Genomic DNA, 17,114 nt, shown 5'->3' on the forward strand with positions numbered 1-17,114 from the left:
ATTCCTCATGCCTCCATTATCCAAGAGGCTCCTGTCCTGAGGGGGGGACATTCTCTCGGTCCCGCTAAGGGATGACATTATCACAGTCCGGCGACAGGAAAATTTCGTTTTGTTGACAGACCTCCAAATGCAGCTATAATAACGAGGTTCGAGCAAGCGCGGAGAAGTGGCCGAGTGGTCGAAGGCGGTTGACTCGAAATCAACTGAGCGGCTTGCCGCTCCGTGAGTTCGAATCTCACCTTCTCCGCCATTTTTATTTCCGCAGAAATCTGATCAAGCCAAAAACCCCGCTCACGAGCGGGGTTTTTGCTTTTCTTCTTGTCTGGTGATATCTACCGGAATATCCCTGAATCAAATCGACTACCGTATAACAAATTGTCCTTCCAGAAAGTGGGGGTTGATGGCTTTCCCCGCATCCTGAGCGAGGACGGCATCAAGAACCTTCACATGCCCCATCAGGGTGTCCACCTCAACCTCCACAGCACACGCATTGAAGGTGTAGGTCTAATACGGAGCCCCTGCTCCGTCTCCTCCTCCATTTGCGTCGTCTGACCGACATACTCGCCATGAACTCGGATGGCGTTCTCATCCGCGTACCTTGCGGTCAGCTTCTTGAGCCCGATGCATTTTTCGGGAAAAACTTGATAAAGACGGCGGCATCCGCAACCGTCAGCCCCGCCGTGGAATTGAGCCCCAGCTCAATTTTCGCCTTCTCGCACCCGATCCTCACGGCGTTACCTGTATTGTAGGTCTGGCGCGTGGCCACAGCCGTCCCGGAATCGGGCATGCGGGACGTGTCCTCGTTCACCAGGACAAAATGCCTGACATCCGCCTGGAGAACCTCCGCGCCGATTTGAGTAATGACTGTTCGGACTCCCCGCCACCTCCGTCACACCGGTGAAAATCACAATACGTCCGTCCGGAAGCAATTTGACCTTGGCCCGGAATATATCGCAGAACCCGTTGCCATACCTGGTCCCATGAAGCTTCATTCCCAGACCAACCTCATGTTTTTTCGTTTCCCTCCTCCCCTTGCACGGACATGTTTTCAGACGCCCCTAAAAATGGACATGGCCAACCCCTCCGTCAAGATCTCAACCTACCCATCCGTTTTTCCTCAGACACATTCTCGGAATAGAGCTTAATCCGCGTCCAACAGGGCAACGGCACGTACAGGTGATCCCGACCCTGCGCGGATTTTGAGGGGCAACCCAAAATAGAGAAAACGCCTGTTGAGAACTTTGTCCAGATTGCAGAGGTTCTCTGTGTTTGTCATGTTGTAGCGGCCGCAGACCAGATGTCCCGAGAAGTCCAGATCGTCGGGATGATCGATGGCCGGGGCATCTACGCCCACGTTGACAACACCTTTTTCGGCAAGCCATCGTGCTCCGTCGTAACTGAGCCCCGTATAGACGGTTTGCCATTTTTCGGTTCCGAAGTTCGCGTCGAAATGTCCCGTGTACAGAAGCACAATATCCCCCTTTCGCAGCTCTTGACCAGAATCTTTCACGGCTCTTTCCAGATCTGAGGCCTCAATGTAGCGACTGGGAGGGACGAAACTGACGTCGATGCAGATTGCACTGCCCCAGAAATAATTCAGCGACATCTCGTCTATCGTCTCTCCCTTAGGTTCGAATTCCCATATCGCATCTGTGTGTGTTCCGCAGTGCTCGCTGATTAACAAATTTCTGGCGGAAAATCCCAGAGTTTTGCTTCCCGTCTTCCGCATGTTCTCCTCGTGGGTCATGTTTGTCATGATGAAGGTGTTTTGATGCATCGGAAACACGGACATTCCCTGAAAAATCTCCTGAGAAAGATCGATCAAACGCAAAGCCATAGCGTCCCCCTTACGTCCTTGGACCCCAAATATATTGTGGTGATTATTGACTAGCCTCTTATTTTCTTGCAACGTCCTTATTGCCATGTATCAAAACGACGCGTGCCTCAGCCTCGGAGTCCGGAACATAGCTTCCTGACAAGACGACATGCATCCTTTGGGTTCGGACGGATATCTGCTGTCCTATACAGTCACTGGACTGTTGTGAGAAGCTCTTTCAAGGTAACAACATCTCCGATGACATAGTCAATGTTCTTCAAAAAAGCCTCATGCAGTTCAATGCTGGTGCCTGCAACACCATCCGAGATGACAACTGGCTGAATATCACGCTGAATGGCGTCGAGAGCGGTGGCGTATACACAGACATTGGTGGCGACCCCCGTGATGATTAAGACTTTTCTGTTGAACGAGCGCATCAAGAGCTCCAAATCTGTCAGATAATAGCCGCTGTAACGCCTTTTAAGGATGACAAATTCGTCCTCTGCGGGGGTGAGAGCTGAAATGATTTCTACCCCCTCGGTTCCCTCCAGGCAATGTTCCGGTTCGTTTCTGATCAACTCCAGTCCGAAATCAACTCGTTGTTTACGGTGCATCTCCTGAGTGAAGAAAACGGGGATGTCACAGTCTTTGGCCCACTTTCTCAATATTTCAATGTTGCCAACTATCTCAGCTCCACCCGGGCATTCTATTGGAGCACCCTTAGCAATAAAATCATTTTGCATATCTATGATGATCACTGCGCAATCTTCTCTGCGAATACCAACGAGATTGTTGATAGACATTGCCTGATGACTCCTTTCTGAGACCGATGGCGGCAGCCATCAAATGGAAGTCTGTCGCGCTTGTATTTCTCAGCTAAATTGCAAATCCAAGTGTTATAAAAAGTGAGGGCTGAAAACAAGTATTAAAAAATTATCGTGAGCGACCGAACTAAGACGCCTGCCACCATACCCAAAAATGGGTCTGTTGTCGCGGTTATTATCGCTGTAATACTGGATATGATGGGGGCAACGGCAAGGCCTTCTTTGATATTTGCAGGAAAAACTACGACGGCTCCGAGAACCAGCAGGAACCCCGCTATTGTTTCACTGGCGACAAAACCAGCTACTTTGGGCAGTAGTCTTGCAAACAAGATTACGGCCATGATCATCATCATGACGACTCCGGCGACTTGAGGGTCAGGCGCAACGGCAGTTCCTGATATGATCGCCTCTACCGGGCCTCCTCCCCAAAAAGCACTGATCGCGTCACCGACTCCAGAATACAGAGTAACGTAGTCCACGTTAGTGGCTTTATTGGCTAATTTACCGGTGATGCTGGCATATGCAATATTGCCGCCTATCTGCAGTGTGACGAGGGCCAAAACACTGCGGATGATATTGAAATTGCAGCTCGGCTTGAGGGGAATCAGCTTTTCATTTTCTAAATTGCTGGTATTTTTTATCGAAGCATTGCCCTTTTGCATCAGTAACGAGACAAGAGAGCTGACGAAGACGCTTGTGACTATGGTATAAACCAGGTTTTCGCTCATAAAATACACGACAAATGCCGTCAGTATGGAGACGCCTCCGACCCACACGTTCTGTCTTGTCATGTCTACCCCCACTTTTGCAAGGGTAATGCCGACGCCGGCCATCATTCCGTTTAAAATTGCTGGACCGATAAAGTCAATGGTGGGCTGAAGCAATCCTATTCCACCTATGAGAGCCATTGCGATTCCGGTATAAAAGACGATGTTCAGACGTTCTTCCCTGTTTTTTCCCATGCTTCCTGCCAAGACAATGGATTCGGCCTGAAAGGAGATCGGGGCGACTTGAGCGAAAAATAGCATCCCCACAATGCCCGCCAAAAAGGCCAAGGCTGTTGGAAAAGCGGCAAAACCAAATGAGAGCGCCAATAATCCCTGGGGTAGGCCGTTGACGACTACAGCAATGGCGGCCAAAAAATCCTCAAAACTCATCTTGCCTCCTCCTTACCTCTTGTTGTGTCGTTTGGGGATACCTAGAAACATCAAGGCATAGTGGAACGCTGTCACTAAAAAACAGCTTAAAGCTGGCTTTGGAAGTGAAATTTTTAAATTTGATAATTTTTCATTCGTTCTCTGCCGACACGAGAACTCAAGTTTGTGTCGGCGGAGAACGAATTTGCCACCAAAAGGTTTTCCTCAGTGGCAAAAAATGAAGCTGTTGCTCTCGAGAGTACGGGGTTGTAACCGATCACATGCCTACAGGGGCGCCAGGACCGAGAGGCAGATTAAGTACATAAAAACCTATCAAAAGGAGTATCCAGGAGATTAAAAAGACGATGGCGTAAGGGATCATTATCGAAATGACGGTTCCCAGTCCGGCCCTTTTATCGTAGCGCTGCGCGCATATGATGATAAAGGGCATGAATGGCTCCAAGGGAGAAATACAGTTCGTGACCGAGTCCGCAACCCGGAATGCCGCTTGAGTCAGGAAGGGAGAAAAGCCCAGCTTCATGAACATCGGCACGAAGATCGGAGCCAGTATCGCCCATTTTGCCGAAGCGCTGCCGATCAGGAAATTGATGAGGCTCACCAGGATGATGAAGGCTACGATGAGAGGAACACCGATGAAGCCGCTACTTTGCAGATAATCGGCCCCCTCGACGGCCAGGAACAGTCCCAAATTAGTGTATGCAAAGAACTCGACGAATTGGGCGGCGAAGAAGCACAAGACGATGAATCCGGCAAAACCCTTCATGGATTCGGACATGTGTTTTACGACATCGTCCGAGTTCCTGATCGTCTTCGCCGTAATGCCGTAGGCCAGAGCCACAAGAACAAACCAGAAGAACAGGATTGCGATCATTGACGAAAGAAGAGGAGAGGGTACGATTGTCCCAAGCTTCGGATCTCTCAGGATCCCCCCGGGAGGTACGACCAGGGAGGCTATGGCGATAAAGTAAAGCAGGGTTGCAATTCCTGCGTTCCTCAATCCCTTGCGCTCGAGATCCGTAACCTCCATAAGTGCAGAATCCTCCTCCGTCAAGGGATCCCCATCATTGCTTACATAGGTTCCCAGGCGAGGTTCCACGATTTTTTCGGTCACGAACACACCCAGGGTAGACAGGAGCAGCGTGGCCAGAAACATGAAGAACCAGTTGACGGCGGGATGCACTGTAAAGCTGGCGTTCAGAATCTGCGCCGCTTTTTCGGTGATGCCCGCGCAGAGGACATCGGTCGGAGTGATCAGCAGGTTTGCGCTCAATCCTGCCGCAACTCCGGCAAACCCCGCTGCGATTCCAGCCAGTGGATGTCGTTTTAAGGCTTTGAAGACCAGGCCTCCCAAGGGTGGGATGACGACAAAGGTGGCACTTCCCGCAATATTCCCCATAACTCCGGAGAAGATGACGATAAACGTAACCAAGGTCTTGGGCGCACCAACAATGGCTTTTCTCAAAAGGGCCCGAAGCAGCCCCGTCTCCTCGGCCAGTCCCAGGCCGATCATCATGACGAGAACCATGCCGAGAGGAGGGAACCGGGTGAAGTTGCTGACCAAGTTCTTCAGTATCCATCGGAAGCCGTCAGGGGTTGCCAGACTCTTCAACACCTCTTCCTTGCCGGTTCCAGGATGGAGAAACTTGATGCCGGCAGTAAAATTGGAAATGACCACCACCGTCAGAGCCAAGATCAGGAAGATATAGACGGGGTGAGGCAATTTGTTCCCCAGAACCTCGATTGCACCGAGAATGCCCTTTGGCTTGCGAGGAGACTTCAAATCTACCATTTAGCAGCCCTCCAGATAAAATCAGGTTTTATTCGTTCTTTGAATTTGCCCGTCCCGACCAAAATTCGATTCGGCTTCGAAGGATTGCCTGCCGCCTGTCCTGCTAATGGAACTCGCGGCATCCTTGCGTTAGAGACTTCCGTTAGAGACTTCAAAGACATCAGACACGCATTGCTTTGAACTCGTTTTGAACCTTTTCCCTCAGTGTAGCGTCGGTCAGGTAGTGTAATCCCGTCAACGCCATGGCTTTGGCCCCTACGATCATTCCCTCGTAGCCATCCGGCGAGTTGCTGGCCTCTCTGAACTCATTCGTATGCCCAACAAGACTCTCTGACCCTATCTTAATGTAGGGGGCCAGAGTTGGGCAGACGTGACTGACATTGCCCACATCCCAGCTATAGTTTGCCGCCTCCTTCTGGATGGAGGAGATCCCAAGGCAATTCAGTGCTTCCTTGAAGGCCAGGCCGAGATGATGATTGGGCAACAAGTCTTCATAAATTCTGTTTCTCAGGGATGTCTCAACGGTACAGCCCGTGGCGAGGGCCCCGGCCTGGATACAATCCCCGATCCTCTCCAAGACGGTGTGCAGCGTGTTTCTGTCCGAGGCCCTCACAGACATGCTCAAGACGCATCTCTCCGGAATCGTATTCTGCATCTTGCTGCTCTCCTGAATGACAGGGTTGACAATGGCTCGCGGAGGCATGTGCTGCCGATAGGCGTTAATGTTATTGATGGTCAGAACGCCTGCGCTCAGAGCGTTGATGCCCTCATGAGGAGAACCTCCGGCATGGGCGGCCTTTCCCGTGAACACGCACTCCAGAACGGTTGCGGCAGCCAGCTCTCGTTCGATAATCGTTCGGTTTTCGGCATGACACATCATCGCGATATCGGCGTTGTCGAAGGCACCCTGCTCCAACATCGTGATTTTGCCGCCGGCATTGGGAACCACTCCTTCTTCGGCCGGAGTCCCCAAAACCATCACCGCCCCTCCTGTCCTTTCCAGCACCTCTGCCAAAGCAAGTGCGCTGCCTACAGCAGCGACGGAAAAGAGATTGTGCCCACACGCATGCCCTTGGTCACCCAGAGAATCGTACTCCGCCAGCAAGGCGATGCAAGGACCTTGACGGGATGAGCGCAATTGCGCGACGAAAGCGGTATCCATCCCGCAGGCTTTACGTGTAACGTTGAATCCGTTCTCCTCCAAGGTGTCGACCAAAATTTCACACGCTTTGTATTCCTTGTATCCTATCTCCGGGTTCTCCCATATGAACTTTGATAGGCCTACAAGTTTTTCACGCCGTTTCTCCACCGAATCAACTACGATGCGACCAAGTTCACAGTCTTTCAAATCCACAATTTTTATCCTCCTCCACACAGGTTTATGCCGGACAGCAAATGCAGACTGCAATTTATAAATGTTTAATTCAAAATATTCCAACCTTAAATTTTCCTATATCTTACCTAAGCTGCCCAAATGGAGCAACTTCTTTTCGAATCGAGCCTGTACATCCTTAGTACAGGGGCATTCCCCGACGGTGGCAGTGAAGGCAAAAATTTTAAGAAATGTGCTGCAAGGGGGTTCAGAGCGAAATACGTGCTTCTTTACATCTCCTCGCAGAACCTAAAGGCCGCAAGTGGATTGAAGATTACATAGGCCATGCCTTGCAGAAAACGCAGTCCGATAAAAGAGCGGCCGCCATACCAAGCTTTGCTCCCCGTTAGTCGATGGGGGGCAGGATCCGAAAATTCTCGACGTCAACTAACCCCTTATCCGTTATTTTCCATTTCGGGCTGGTGGAAAGCGCCAAAAAGGACAGATGCATGAAGGGCTCATGAAGCGCGCAGTTAAGCTGTGTCCGAGCGGTCTCCGAAAGACGCCTGATGCTTTCGGCCATCTCGGCACCCGACTGCTCGTCCGAGATGAGCCCCCCGACGGGCAGACGCAAACTGTCGAGAATCCTCCCCCGGTTGGCCAAGGCGATGCCGCCCCCCATTTCAATCACCCGATTGACCGCTGTCACCATATCCTCAAGGGAGCCCCCCGCCACGATGATGTTGTGCGTGTCGTGCGCCACGCTCTCCGCTATGGCCCCCTGCTTCATCCCGAAGCCTCGGACAAAGGCCTTGCCGATGTTGCCGTTGCGCCCGTAACGCTCGATACAGGCGATATACAGCACGTCGTTCTTCGGATCGCAGGAGACGAGCCCGCCCGAGACGGGCAGGGAAACTTTCAGGGTATCCGTCAAATTCTGATCCGGAATGGCGACGATGCAGTTTCCCGTGGCCTGGGCGGCGTCGCTGCGGATCTCGAGGTCGGACCTCGAGAGAGGGGCCCTGCGGACGGAGTTCTTGACGTTATCGGGATAGACGTAGGGCGGAAGATCAACGAGCAGTTTTCCCTTGTGTGCGGTTAGTTTCCCCTCGATGAAGACGGCCTCGACCGTCATCTCGAAAAGATCGTCCAGGACGACGACATCGGCCAGCTTGCCGGGAGCCAGAGCACCGCGGTCCTCGAAGCGGAAGTAGGAGGCCGGATTGATCGTCACCATCTGTATAGCCTCAATCGGGTCCACACCCTGCCGGATGGTGCGCCTCACGATCTCATTCATATGCCCCAGATTACGGAGATCGTCGGCCACCATGTCGTCTGTCGCCAGGATACACCGGCGGGAGTCCAGGCCTTCCTCCGTCACTGCCCGGATGCACTCGGCCATATTCTTCTGCGTAGACCCCTCACGCATGAACACAAATACCCCCTGGCGCAATTTTTCCACACATTCCGCCTTGGTCGTCGTCTCGTGACAGGAGGTTCGGCCGCCGGTCACAAGGATGTGCGCGGCCAGCTCCGCCCCGAAGAGCTCCGGCGCGTTGCCGTCCACCGTTCCGTTCCGGTCCATGGCGTAGCTGCTGGATGCCATAAGATCGGTGATGATCTCCGGAGTATTGCGATAGACGTGCTTGGCGTTTGAAAATCCCTGCATCTCTCCAATGCCAATGATTTTGGGGTAATCCAGAAGAGCCTCGACGTCCTTCGAGGACACGTCGACCCCGGACGTCTCCAAGGCGGGACAGTCGGGGACAAGGCACGGGACCACCAAATAGACGTGGTTCGGCACTGTGCCCGCCTCGTCCGCCATGGCCTTCATCCCCGCAGGCCCCAGGGCGTTGCCGATCTCGTGTGGGTCTGCAACGAGAGTCGTCGTCCCAGAGGGGATCGAAAGCCGGGAGAACTCCGTGATTGTCAGCATACTGCTCTCAAAGTGCATATGGGAATCGATGAAGCCGGGGGACAGGTAGCGGCCTTCCACGTTGACGGAAACCGTCTCCGGACCGACCAATTGACTGCAATCTCCGACCATGAGGATGTAACGCCCCTTGACAGCTACATCTCCGACATAAGTCTCGCGGGTCAGTGTATTGACAATAGTTCCGCCTACCAGAACCAGATCGGCATACCGGTCCTCGGACATCAGGACATCGACCATGGCGCGGTACTCCATGGTTCTCTTCAGAGATTCGATCCTGCTCAAGAACATCTTCCTCCTCTAAAAATCACCGAAAAGCCGGGAGCGTCAGCTGCCGTTCATGTCGAGGCTGTCCACGATACCGACGATGGCTGCATCAATGGAAGCCGAAGTGTTGCACACCGCATTTCGTGAGGCCGCCCCCGAGACACAGAGGACGAGCTCACCCACTCCGGCCCCCACCGTATCGACAGCGATTCGGGTATCACCGTAGGATTTGAGGTTCTTCTCCAGAAAACGCACGATCAGCAGCTTATGTCCGACGAGCGTATCGTTTTTTTTCGTCGACACCACCGTGCCGACCACCTTAGCTATCTGCATGGCGAGGCACTCCCTCCCCGGAACAAACGATCAGCTCTATGCCCATCCTTTCAGCCGTTTCTCTTGCAACATCCGTCACGATTGTGCCGTAGGGCAGGCGCCATTCTCCTCCTGGTGCGTGTTCCCGGACGTCCTTTCCCGTAACGACAAACCGCCGTTCCGGGACGGGAACAACGTCTTCCGCCGCTACAGGGGCAGAAGCACGGCGGAGTTGCTTTCTGAATCGCTCCAAGAGTACGGTGACGTAATTCCCCTGCTCTATGCCGTAAACGCCAAGCCGGTCGATGCTTTCCGCATAGCCTTCATAAAGGGCCCTCAATGCCTCGTTTCCGGTCGGGGGGGCCGCCAGGCCCGAAAGATCGGCGTAGATGTCGATCCCCCGCCACAGTCCCTCCAGAAATACTTGAGACCCCATATCATCCTGGAGCCCCAGGCAAATTTTTGCGGCGCTCCCGCGGTTGAGGACAGCTACGATACAGTCCACTCCGTCAAGAAAGGAATCCGGCATATCCTCTGACGCACTGTAGAATCGGCATTTTGCCGCCAGACCTCGAGAAGCCCGTATTTCCGGGGACGCGACGACATCCAGGCAACAGCCGAAGCGATACAAAACTGAAAGCTCCGCGAGAACCTGCCGTCCTGTCCTTACGGAGGCGGCCAGTACGACCACAACCCGATACTTTTCCTGCCTTTCGCTGCGGAGGGGAGAGGAAGGCGACGTTGTACTGTCGTACCCGCTTATCAGATCGGGAATGCTCATCACTCCAGGAACCGACGGCACAGTCTCCGCCCTCCCTTCCCCCCATCAAAAAACCCTCTTGGCCGAAACATTCCCTCACACGTCAATTCTCCGCCTGACGACCAGCCAAGATAACGCGCTCCACCTCCGCGTGCGGGCGCGGGATGACGTGGACGGAGTGCAGCTCGCCCACGGCCTTCGCAGCGGCCGCGCCGGCGTCCACCGCCGCCTTGACCGCACCGACGTCGCCGCGCACCATCACCGTAACCAGCCCAAAGCCGATCTTCTCGTAACCGGCGATCGTCACGCTCGCCGCCTTCACCATCGCGTCCGCGGCCTCGATAGCCCCAACAAGTCCCTTCGTCTCAATCAATCCCAGAGCTTCCGCCATCTTGCGTTCCTCCTCAGAGAAATATAGGTGAACCTGTCTTGAAAAATCGCTTCCCTACCCCTGGAAACGAGCCCAAAGCCGCTTCAATTCCGCATCGGGCCTTGCGATCACCCGGGCGGAGAACACGGTTCCCACATCCTTTGCTGCGGCCGACGCGGCGTCGACGGCGGCCTGAACCGCTGCGACCTCCCCCTCGACACGGAGCGTCAGGCTGATCGCCTTGCCCACACCAATCACCTTCTCGCTGCCCAGGAAGGTCACATCCGCCGCCTTGAGCGCCGCGTCCAAGGCGGTCATGGCCGCCGTAAGTCCTAGCACCTCGATCAAGCCCAGAGCACCGTTCATTGCCGGCCCTGCCCTTCCAGGCGACTAGCCAGGTCATTCAGATCGATCAGATCGATCGTTTTTTCCCCGCCCAAAGGGATTTTGCGGTTCGGACACCGCAGATTTCGCTCCTCCGGTTTTTCGGAGGGGGCGGGAATCTTGATCTCCCGCGCACCGCCAAAGGGCGGAGTCAGGTTTCGGCCTTCCGGGGAGCGGCGCACCGCCGCTTTTTCTGGAGGCTCCCCGGTTCTCCCGCCCCTTGCCAGGCGTCGGAGACGCTCCTCCTCGCTCCTGTTGAGATTGCAGAACGAGACTTCTTCCTCCGTGGAGGACGCCGAAGCACCCCCTGCCCGACGGGCGAGCTCCTTCATGACCTGTATCACCAATTCATTAGCCATCAGCACTCACGCTCCTCCGCCGTCATAAAAGTTCCCGAACCTCGGCGGCCGGGCGCGGGATGACGTGGACGGCAACGACCTCGGCAATCTTGCCCGCTGCTGCTGCGCCGCTCTCCACCGCCGCCTTTACGGCGGCCACGTCCCCTTCAACGACCGCGGCGACGATCCCGGAGCCGACGTAGTTTAAGGAGGCGAGCACGACATCCGCCGTCTTCGCCATGACGTCCGCCGCCTCCAGCGCCCCCACGAGACTGCGGGTCTCAACGCTCCCCAAGGCTCGCTGCCCTCTCATCCGCAACACTCCCTATCGGCGGCGGTCCACGCCGTCGGAAAAGTATCGGTCTATCGAGGACTTGACCTTATCGAATCCCGGAATGACGGCCGCCTCGTAAAGGGCAGCCTTATCCCCCAGGGGTTTGGTCGCGTCCAGCCCCATCTTGTCCGAGACGCCCCGCTCCATGTGAGAGGCCTCCAGCGGCGAGCCGAGGGCCCCCGATACCACGACCAGGTCCCGCGAGGCCTGAAAACGGGACGCCACGGCCGCCTCCACCTCCGCCATATTGTAGATATTCACGTCGTCGTCGACCACAACGACGTGCTTGATATCCTTATACGCTCCAAGCGTGCCCAGGATGGTGCTCTTCCCGTCCCCCTCGGCACGTTTCCTGATGGAGATCACCGCATGCAGCCGACAGCCTCCCCCGAGAGTCAGGTTGACGTCTCGAACATCCACCGTATGAGCAAGTGCGGCGAAAATTTCTGCCTCCTTGATCATCCCATAGGCCAAATGCTCCTCCTTGCAGGGAAAGGCATGCTGAAAAATGGGGGCATTCCGGTGGGTCACCGCGGAGACCTCCATCACCGGGGCGGGAGCGACGGTGCTGTAATAGCCCATCAGCTCGGCGAAAGGCCCCTCGGGCTCCGCCCTCCCCGGCTCGATCTTGCCCTCAAGGACTATCTCCGCCCAAGCGGGCACCTCCAGATCGACCGTTCGGCACCGCACCAGTTCCAGGGGTTCGCCGCGCAGCGTGCTGTCTACCTCGTACTTGTCCAGCCCATATTTTCCGGACCCTATCTGGGAAGCCAGCAGAAAAGGTGCGTCGTATCCAAGGACGACGGCGCATTCAAGAGGTCTGCCCCTTTCGGCACAACGTCGGATCTCGCCCAACAGGTGAGGAGAGGCCCCCGACACCAGGATATAGAGCTTGTTCCCCCCCAGCACCTGAATGCGTCTTACCGCCATCTGAATCTTTCCGGTCTCGGTGTCCCGGACCACAAACGCACTGGCACAAAGGTAAGGGGCCGCGTCCCTCTCGTTGGAGGTGGGGACGGGCAACATCTTGAGAAGATCGATCCCGGTCGTGACGACGTTTTCCTGAACCGGCCCACGCTCCAGCAACCTGGGTTTTGAGGGCAATGATATAGCTTCCATCAGCTTGAACAGCCGTTTCTCCGTTGTTGTACCCAGCAAATCCAAAATGATCGAACGGTTCCCATAAACGGCCCCCACTACAGGTAGGTCCGATCCCTTGACGTTTCGAAACAAGATGGGTTGCTCGTTATTGAAGGCGCTGAGCACAGCGCCGAGCTCGAAGCGAGGATCGACCGGAACAGCACATTCCCGCAAGCGGTCCTGAGCCTTCAGGCGTTCCAACACGGCGCGCAACATCTGTCTCCCCATGAAAACCCTCCGGTTTTTCCGTTCGTTCATTGTCTCTGGACGCCATGCCAGCGCCGGATCAGGTTATGCTCGATGCCCAGTGCGTCCAGAATTCGACCGGAGAAGTCGGTGATCATCTCCGCGATGCTTCCAGGACCATGGTAGAAACCCGGAGACGCCGGCATCACCACGGCACCACTATGGGTAGCCCTGAGCATGTTCTCCAGGTGAACGGCACTCAGTGGAGACTCTCGGGTCACCAGCACCAGCGACCGACGCTCTTTCAGGGTCACGTCAGCCGCACGTGTGAGCAGCCCCTCCGAAAATCCCTGCGCGATCGAGGCGAGTGTCTTCATGGAACAGGGCACAACTACCATGCCGAAAGTCCTGAAAGAACCACCCGATATGGGAGCAGCAAGGTCGTCGTTCTCATAAAAACGGTCGGCATAATCCCTCAATTCCTCCAGAGAGACCCCGCACTCATGATCCATCACGTAAGCCCCCATCCTGGAGACCACGACATGGGATTCGCACCCCAGAATGCGGAGCTGACGCAGCAACGCGAGAGCATAAACCGCGCCACTCCCCCCGGATATTCCAACCACAACCCTCAGATGATCTTTCATGAGCCCCTAATTTCCCCTCGCATTGAAGCCCCCGTAGTTTCCGGCTATGAAGGTAGGATGACAAATAAGATGTAAGACGGTCAAGAGTTATTTACAAAATCCTGCACGAAAATACGCATTGCGCATTGTAACCACCAAGAACGGAAAGGCTCCGTTTCCGGTTACTGTCCAGAAAATCATAGCTCATCGAACAGGAGGCATTACGCTCTTCAACTTACAAGAAAATTCGAACATGCCGTAGCCATATGTGATGACTGCGATGAATCTCCTCCTGTCGCTAAGGAGTCAAATTCGCACGTTTGTGGGTGTTCGTTTTGCGATGTTATTTCACGGGCTTTTTTCTCCTCCCGGCTTACCTAGATTGCGAACAACCCTGTTATAAAAAACAACATAACATACACTTAATCATTCAAGACAATTTGATAGTCATATTGATTTAAATCAACACGCTCCTAAGTGTATCACCAACCTACTCTCTCGAAGATACCTTATGATAACACTGTCGATTTTCTTAGAGCCGTCTTCCATAGACCAATTGAGGAAGAAAGAGCGAAATAGACGGTACATAGGTGATGATGATAAGAGCAATAACGCTAATAATTACAAACGGCATAACCCCCTTAATGATAGTAACCATTGTATTGTTGGTAATAGGTTGAGCCACAAACAGGTTCATACCAAAAGGAGGAGTAAACATCCCTATGGCGGCATTGGCAACCATGATCACGCCATAGTGGATCGGGCTGATCCCCAAGCCAATAGCAAGCGGATATAAAAGCGGTGCCATGATAACAATGGCGGAGGAGCCATCGATAAACATGCCGGCAACCAATAAAATAACATTCGTGAGCAATAAAAACGTCACTTTTGTCACACTGGCGTGAATCAAACATTTGCTAAGGGCTTGAGGAACCTGCCCTACGGTCAGAATCCAGCCAAAGGCAGAAGCCGCGGCTAGGAGCATCATGACCTGTGCCGTGGTTTCGGCGGAATCAATACAGGTTTTGACGAGTTTTTTCAAGTCCATTTCTTTGTATACAAACATGGAAACAAGGATGGCATAGACAGCTGAAACACCGGAAGCTTCCGTGGGGGTAAAGATGCCTCCGTAGATACCTCCCATAATGATAATAGGAATGCCTAAAGCCCATGCAGCCTCTTTGGTAGCCTTGACACGCTCCTTCCATGACGTTTTCTGGTCTTGATAAATTCCTTTTTTATGAGCGTACCAAACAGAATATAACAGGTAGAGTAGGCCATAGAGGAGGCCTGCTCCGACCCCAGCCATAAATAGAGCTCCAACGGAGGCGCCGGTGACGGCGCCATAGATGATCGCACTGATGCTAGGAGGGATGAGCAAAGCTACCGAACCTGAAGAAGTGATAAGCCCCGTGGTAAAACCGTTATCATAACCGCTTTTCAGCAGAGCGGGATACATTAAACCACCAATGGCCACTACTGTGGCAGGGGAGGAACCGGATACAGCACCGAAGAACATACATGCAGCTTCGGTAGAGAGAGCTAGTCCCCCTTTCAAATGCCCTACCCAAACTTGGACCCAAATCAAAATACGATTGGCGATACCACCGTTTTTCATAACATTGGCGCCTAAGATAAAGAAAGGTACCGATATTAGAGAAAACTTGTCGATGCCGCCAAGCATGCGTTGGACGATAGCCATCAAATTCATATTAGAAAACAAACCAAAAGACGATAAAGACGAGAAACTGAGAGCGACAAAAACTGGTGCTGCAAAAAACAGCATTAAAAAAAGAAGAAGAAATAACGCGGCTATCAAGGTGACACCCCCTTCCTAATTGACCCGCGATAAATCTATTTCGTCCATAGCCTGGGGTTCTACCGGATCCGCAGTATTTGTAAGAGCTCGTATTCCAGCGATAACAAACTGAATGGCAGAAAGCGAAAAGCCAAGAGGCATGGCAAAATAAACGATAGACATTGGCATAAGCAAAGCGGGACTCTTTTGGCCAGTACTGCTGACAAGCATAAACATTTTCCAGCTATAAAAAACACAGAAAAACATGGAAATAGCTGAAATAAATTGTCCCGAGGCCAGAATGATTTTTTTGCCCCGCATGGGCATCATCTGTGCGAAAATATCAATCCCTACATGGGAACCTCTACGGGCGCAAATGCTACTACCGATAAAAGTCACCCAAATGAGAGCGTAACGTATAGCCTCCTCTGCCCATGTGGTAGAACTACGAAAAACATAGCGCAGGAACACGTTCACAAACAGCAACAACGTGGACCCCAGCAGAAGCAACCCTGTCAGGTACTCCTCAAAGTTGGACAAAAGCCTGTCTATTTTCTTCCACACTTTGACGGCCCCTCCTTAAGCTACGCATTTGGCAGATGAAAAGCGGCTGGCTATCTCTATGTCAGGGACTTGAAGAGCGACACTACGTTTAATGACGATATTTTGTTGCTGTTTCAAGAGCTAAATCTAACAACTCGTCACCAAACATACTTCGATATTTATCATACAAAGGTTGAACGGCATCAATCCAAGGCTTTTTTTCTTCTTCGTCCAAATAGATAACTTTGGTTCCAAAATCTATGATATTTTTTAAATATTTTTTATTTGCTTCTTCCATCTGCCCTTTATGGTATTGGGCACCATCCAGACCTGCTTGCCAAACAATCTTTTGCAGGTCCTCAGGCAAGCTGTCAAACCAGATCTTGCTGTAACTGAGGAAATACGAGAGATAAGCGTGTTGGAGCTGAATCATATATTTCTGTACTTCAAAAAATTTCATATCGTGAATGGAAATGATGGGATTTTCATGGCCATCCACAACCTTTTGTTGCAGGGAATTGTAAACTTCAGAAAAATCGATAGGGACAGGATTAGCTCCCCAGGCGGAAAACGTATCCATTACAATGGGAGCTTCCATAGAGCGCATTTTTAAGCCTTTCATGTCCTTTGGATGGCGCATTTCCTTATCTGCAGTGAGAAAATGCCAACCTTCAGCAAAATACTGCACTCCGTAGATCCCTATGCTTGGGAGCCCGGCTTTGGCCAATTCTCCTACCTTGCCTTCCAGCATAGCCCAAAGGGCTTCTTCGTTTGGAAAAAGGTAGGGCATGTCAAATATGTTCATTTTCGGATCAAATCCACTAAATTTTGTAGTGGGCACCAAAACAGCTTCGATAGCGCCCATTTGCATGGCTTCTATCATCTCGCGGTTGTTACCTAATTGCTGGGCCGGATAGATCTCGACTACAATACGACCATTGGATTTCGTTTCGATTTCTTTTTTGATCCACTCGGCTGATTTCTGGTAGGGGGAGCTTACCATGTGATCGTGGGCAAATTTCATCACATATTTTGCAGGAGAGGCATTGCTACAGCCGACAAAAAACAAACTTGCTACGAGCGCGAGAAGCAGACGCGATTTCGTACGGTTCATTTTCCTTCCTCCTTTTCGTTGTTGCTTCGGATTTTGTCTAACTTGAGCACACAAATTCCGTAAAAATTTTAATTTTATATATAATTTATTTCAATTAAATAATTTGCTTGG

16 protein-coding genes, 1 tRNA gene and 2 pseudogenes are annotated in these 17,114 nt (G+C 52.7%); 1 reads left to right on the forward strand and 18 read right to left on the reverse strand.

Annotated elements, in window-relative coordinates:
* Window positions 1–160: 160 nt before the first annotated feature.
* A tRNA-Ser gene (locus EII26_RS00880) sits at window positions 161–250 on the forward strand.
* A 110-nt stretch (window positions 251–360) separates the two neighbouring features.
* Here EII26_RS00880 and EII26_RS00885 read toward each other — a convergent pair.
* The 18 genes and pseudogenes from EII26_RS00885 to EII26_RS00970 all read right to left on the reverse strand — a co-directional run.
* A pseudogene (locus EII26_RS00885) lies at window positions 361–492 on the reverse strand (molybdopterin cofactor-binding domain-containing protein); the annotation flags it as partial.
* Window positions 493–604: 112 nt separating this feature from the next.
* Window positions 605–865, reverse strand: a pseudogene (locus EII26_RS00890) (molybdopterin cofactor-binding domain-containing protein); the annotation flags it as partial.
* 276 nt (window positions 866–1,141) lie between these two features.
* Window positions 1,142–1,837 (reverse strand): cyclase family protein, encoded by a 696-nt coding sequence (locus tag EII26_RS00895; RefSeq protein ID WP_124887254.1) that lies wholly within the window; start codon window positions 1,835–1,837, stop codon window positions 1,142–1,144.
* Window positions 1,838–2,028: 191 nt separating this feature from the next.
* Complete coding sequence (locus tag EII26_RS00900; RefSeq protein WP_124887255.1) at window positions 2,029–2,619, reverse strand: isochorismatase family protein; 591 nt, start codon at window positions 2,617–2,619, stop codon at window positions 2,029–2,031.
* Window positions 2,620–2,741: 122 nt separating this feature from the next.
* Entirely contained in the window at window positions 2,742–3,797 is a 1,056-nt protein-coding gene (locus EII26_RS00905) for an NCS2 family permease (protein WP_124887256.1), read from the reverse strand.
* A gap of 256 nt (window positions 3,798–4,053) precedes the next feature.
* On the reverse strand, window positions 4,054–5,586 hold the full coding sequence (locus EII26_RS00910; RefSeq protein WP_124887257.1) for an AbgT family transporter: 1,533 nt from the start codon (window positions 5,584–5,586) through the stop codon (window positions 4,054–4,056).
* A gap of 160 nt (window positions 5,587–5,746) precedes the next feature.
* Window positions 5,747–6,940 (reverse strand): M20 family metallopeptidase, encoded by a 1,194-nt coding sequence (locus EII26_RS00915; RefSeq protein WP_158612073.1) that lies wholly within the window; start codon window positions 6,938–6,940, stop codon window positions 5,747–5,749.
* A gap of 364 nt (window positions 6,941–7,304) precedes the next feature.
* Window positions 7,305–9,116 carry an adenine deaminase gene (locus EII26_RS00920; RefSeq protein ID WP_124887259.1) on the reverse strand — a complete coding sequence of 604 codons (1,812 nt, stop codon included), beginning with the start codon at window positions 9,114–9,116 and terminating at the stop codon, window positions 7,305–7,307.
* Between the two features lie 42 nt (window positions 9,117–9,158).
* Window positions 9,159–9,431 carry a EutN/CcmL family microcompartment protein gene (locus tag EII26_RS00925; protein ID WP_124887260.1) on the reverse strand — a complete coding sequence of 91 codons (273 nt, stop codon included), beginning with the start codon at window positions 9,429–9,431 and terminating at the stop codon, window positions 9,159–9,161.
* Window positions 9,418–9,939 carry a hypothetical protein gene (locus EII26_RS00930; RefSeq protein ID WP_124887261.1) on the reverse strand — a complete coding sequence of 174 codons (522 nt, stop codon included), beginning with the start codon at window positions 9,937–9,939 and terminating at the stop codon, window positions 9,418–9,420. The genes EII26_RS00925 and EII26_RS00930 overlap by 14 nt, the downstream gene beginning before the upstream one ends.
* A gap of 334 nt (window positions 9,940–10,273) precedes the next feature.
* Entirely contained in the window at window positions 10,274–10,561 is a 288-nt protein-coding gene (locus tag EII26_RS00935) for a BMC domain-containing protein (protein ID WP_124887262.1), read from the reverse strand.
* 54 nt (window positions 10,562–10,615) lie between these two features.
* The gene (locus EII26_RS00940) at window positions 10,616–10,906 is read right to left on the reverse strand and encodes a BMC domain-containing protein (RefSeq protein ID WP_124887263.1); all 291 of its coding nucleotides are present in this window, start codon (window positions 10,904–10,906) and stop codon (window positions 10,616–10,618) included.
* A 399-nt stretch (window positions 10,907–11,305) separates the two neighbouring features.
* On the reverse strand, window positions 11,306–11,575 hold the full coding sequence (locus EII26_RS00945; RefSeq protein WP_199735005.1) for a BMC domain-containing protein: 270 nt from the start codon (window positions 11,573–11,575) through the stop codon (window positions 11,306–11,308).
* A gap of 12 nt (window positions 11,576–11,587) precedes the next feature.
* Window positions 11,588–12,994, reverse strand: a complete 1,407-nt coding sequence (locus EII26_RS00950; RefSeq protein WP_342447292.1) for a UbiD family decarboxylase — start codon at window positions 12,992–12,994, stop codon at window positions 11,588–11,590.
* On the reverse strand, window positions 12,991–13,569 hold the full coding sequence (locus EII26_RS00955) for a UbiX family flavin prenyltransferase (RefSeq protein ID WP_199735006.1): 579 nt from the start codon (window positions 13,567–13,569) through the stop codon (window positions 12,991–12,993). Before EII26_RS00955 ends, EII26_RS00950 begins: the two co-directional genes overlap by 4 nt.
* 511 nt (window positions 13,570–14,080) lie before the next feature.
* A complete protein-coding gene (locus EII26_RS00960) occupies window positions 14,081–15,367 on the reverse strand; it encodes a TRAP transporter large permease (RefSeq protein WP_124887265.1) in 1,287 nt (428 codons plus the stop codon).
* Window positions 15,368–15,382: 15 nt separating this feature from the next.
* On the reverse strand, window positions 15,383–15,910 hold the full coding sequence (locus EII26_RS00965) for a TRAP transporter small permease (RefSeq protein ID WP_124887266.1): 528 nt from the start codon (window positions 15,908–15,910) through the stop codon (window positions 15,383–15,385).
* Window positions 15,911–15,998: 88 nt separating this feature from the next.
* A complete protein-coding gene (locus tag EII26_RS00970) occupies window positions 15,999–17,003 on the reverse strand; it encodes a TRAP transporter substrate-binding protein (protein WP_124887267.1) in 1,005 nt (334 codons plus the stop codon).
* Between the last annotated feature and the right edge of the window lie 111 nt (window positions 17,004–17,114).

It is taken from the genome of Fretibacterium sp. OH1220_COT-178 (genome assembly GCF_003860125.1).
GTDB lineage: Bacteria > Synergistota > Synergistia > Synergistales > Aminobacteriaceae > CAJPSE01.

Bases quoted from the DNA above. Each gene is read 5' to 3' on its own strand.
- EII26_RS00895 (WP_124887254.1), bottom strand. From the start codon at position 1,837: ATGGCTTTGCGTTTGATCGATCTTTCTCAGGAGATTTTTCAGGGAATG.
- EII26_RS00900 (WP_124887255.1), bottom strand. From the start codon at position 2,619: ATGTCTATCAACAATCTCGTTGGTATTCGCAGAGAAGATTGCGCAGTG.
- EII26_RS00905 (WP_124887256.1), bottom strand. From the start codon at position 3,797: ATGAGTTTTGAGGATTTTTTGGCCGCCATTGCTGTAGTCGTCAACGGC.
- EII26_RS00910 (WP_124887257.1), bottom strand. From the start codon at position 5,586: ATGGTAGATTTGAAGTCTCCTCGCAAGCCAAAGGGCATTCTCGGTGCA.
- EII26_RS00925 (WP_124887260.1), bottom strand. From the start codon at position 9,431: ATGCAGATAGCTAAGGTGGTCGGCACGGTGGTGTCGACGAAAAAAAAC.
- EII26_RS00930 (WP_124887261.1), bottom strand. From the start codon at position 9,939: ATGCCGGATTCCTTTCTTGACGGAGTGGACTGTATCGTAGCTGTCCTC.
- EII26_RS00935 (WP_124887262.1), bottom strand. From the start codon at position 10,561: ATGGCGGAAGCTCTGGGATTGATTGAGACGAAGGGACTTGTTGGGGCT.
- EII26_RS00940 (WP_124887263.1), bottom strand. From the start codon at position 10,906: ATGAACGGTGCTCTGGGCTTGATCGAGGTGCTAGGACTTACGGCGGCC.
- EII26_RS00945 (WP_199735005.1), bottom strand. From the start codon at position 11,575: ATGAGAGGGCAGCGAGCCTTGGGGAGCGTTGAGACCCGCAGTCTCGTG.
- EII26_RS00950 (WP_342447292.1), bottom strand. From the start codon at position 12,994: ATGAACGAACGGAAAAACCGGAGGGTTTTCATGGGGAGACAGATGTTG.
- EII26_RS00955 (WP_199735006.1), bottom strand. From the start codon at position 13,569: ATGAAAGATCATCTGAGGGTTGTGGTTGGAATATCCGGGGGGAGTGGC.
- EII26_RS00970 (WP_124887267.1), bottom strand. From the start codon at position 17,003: ATGAACCGTACGAAATCGCGTCTGCTTCTCGCGCTCGTAGCAAGTTTG.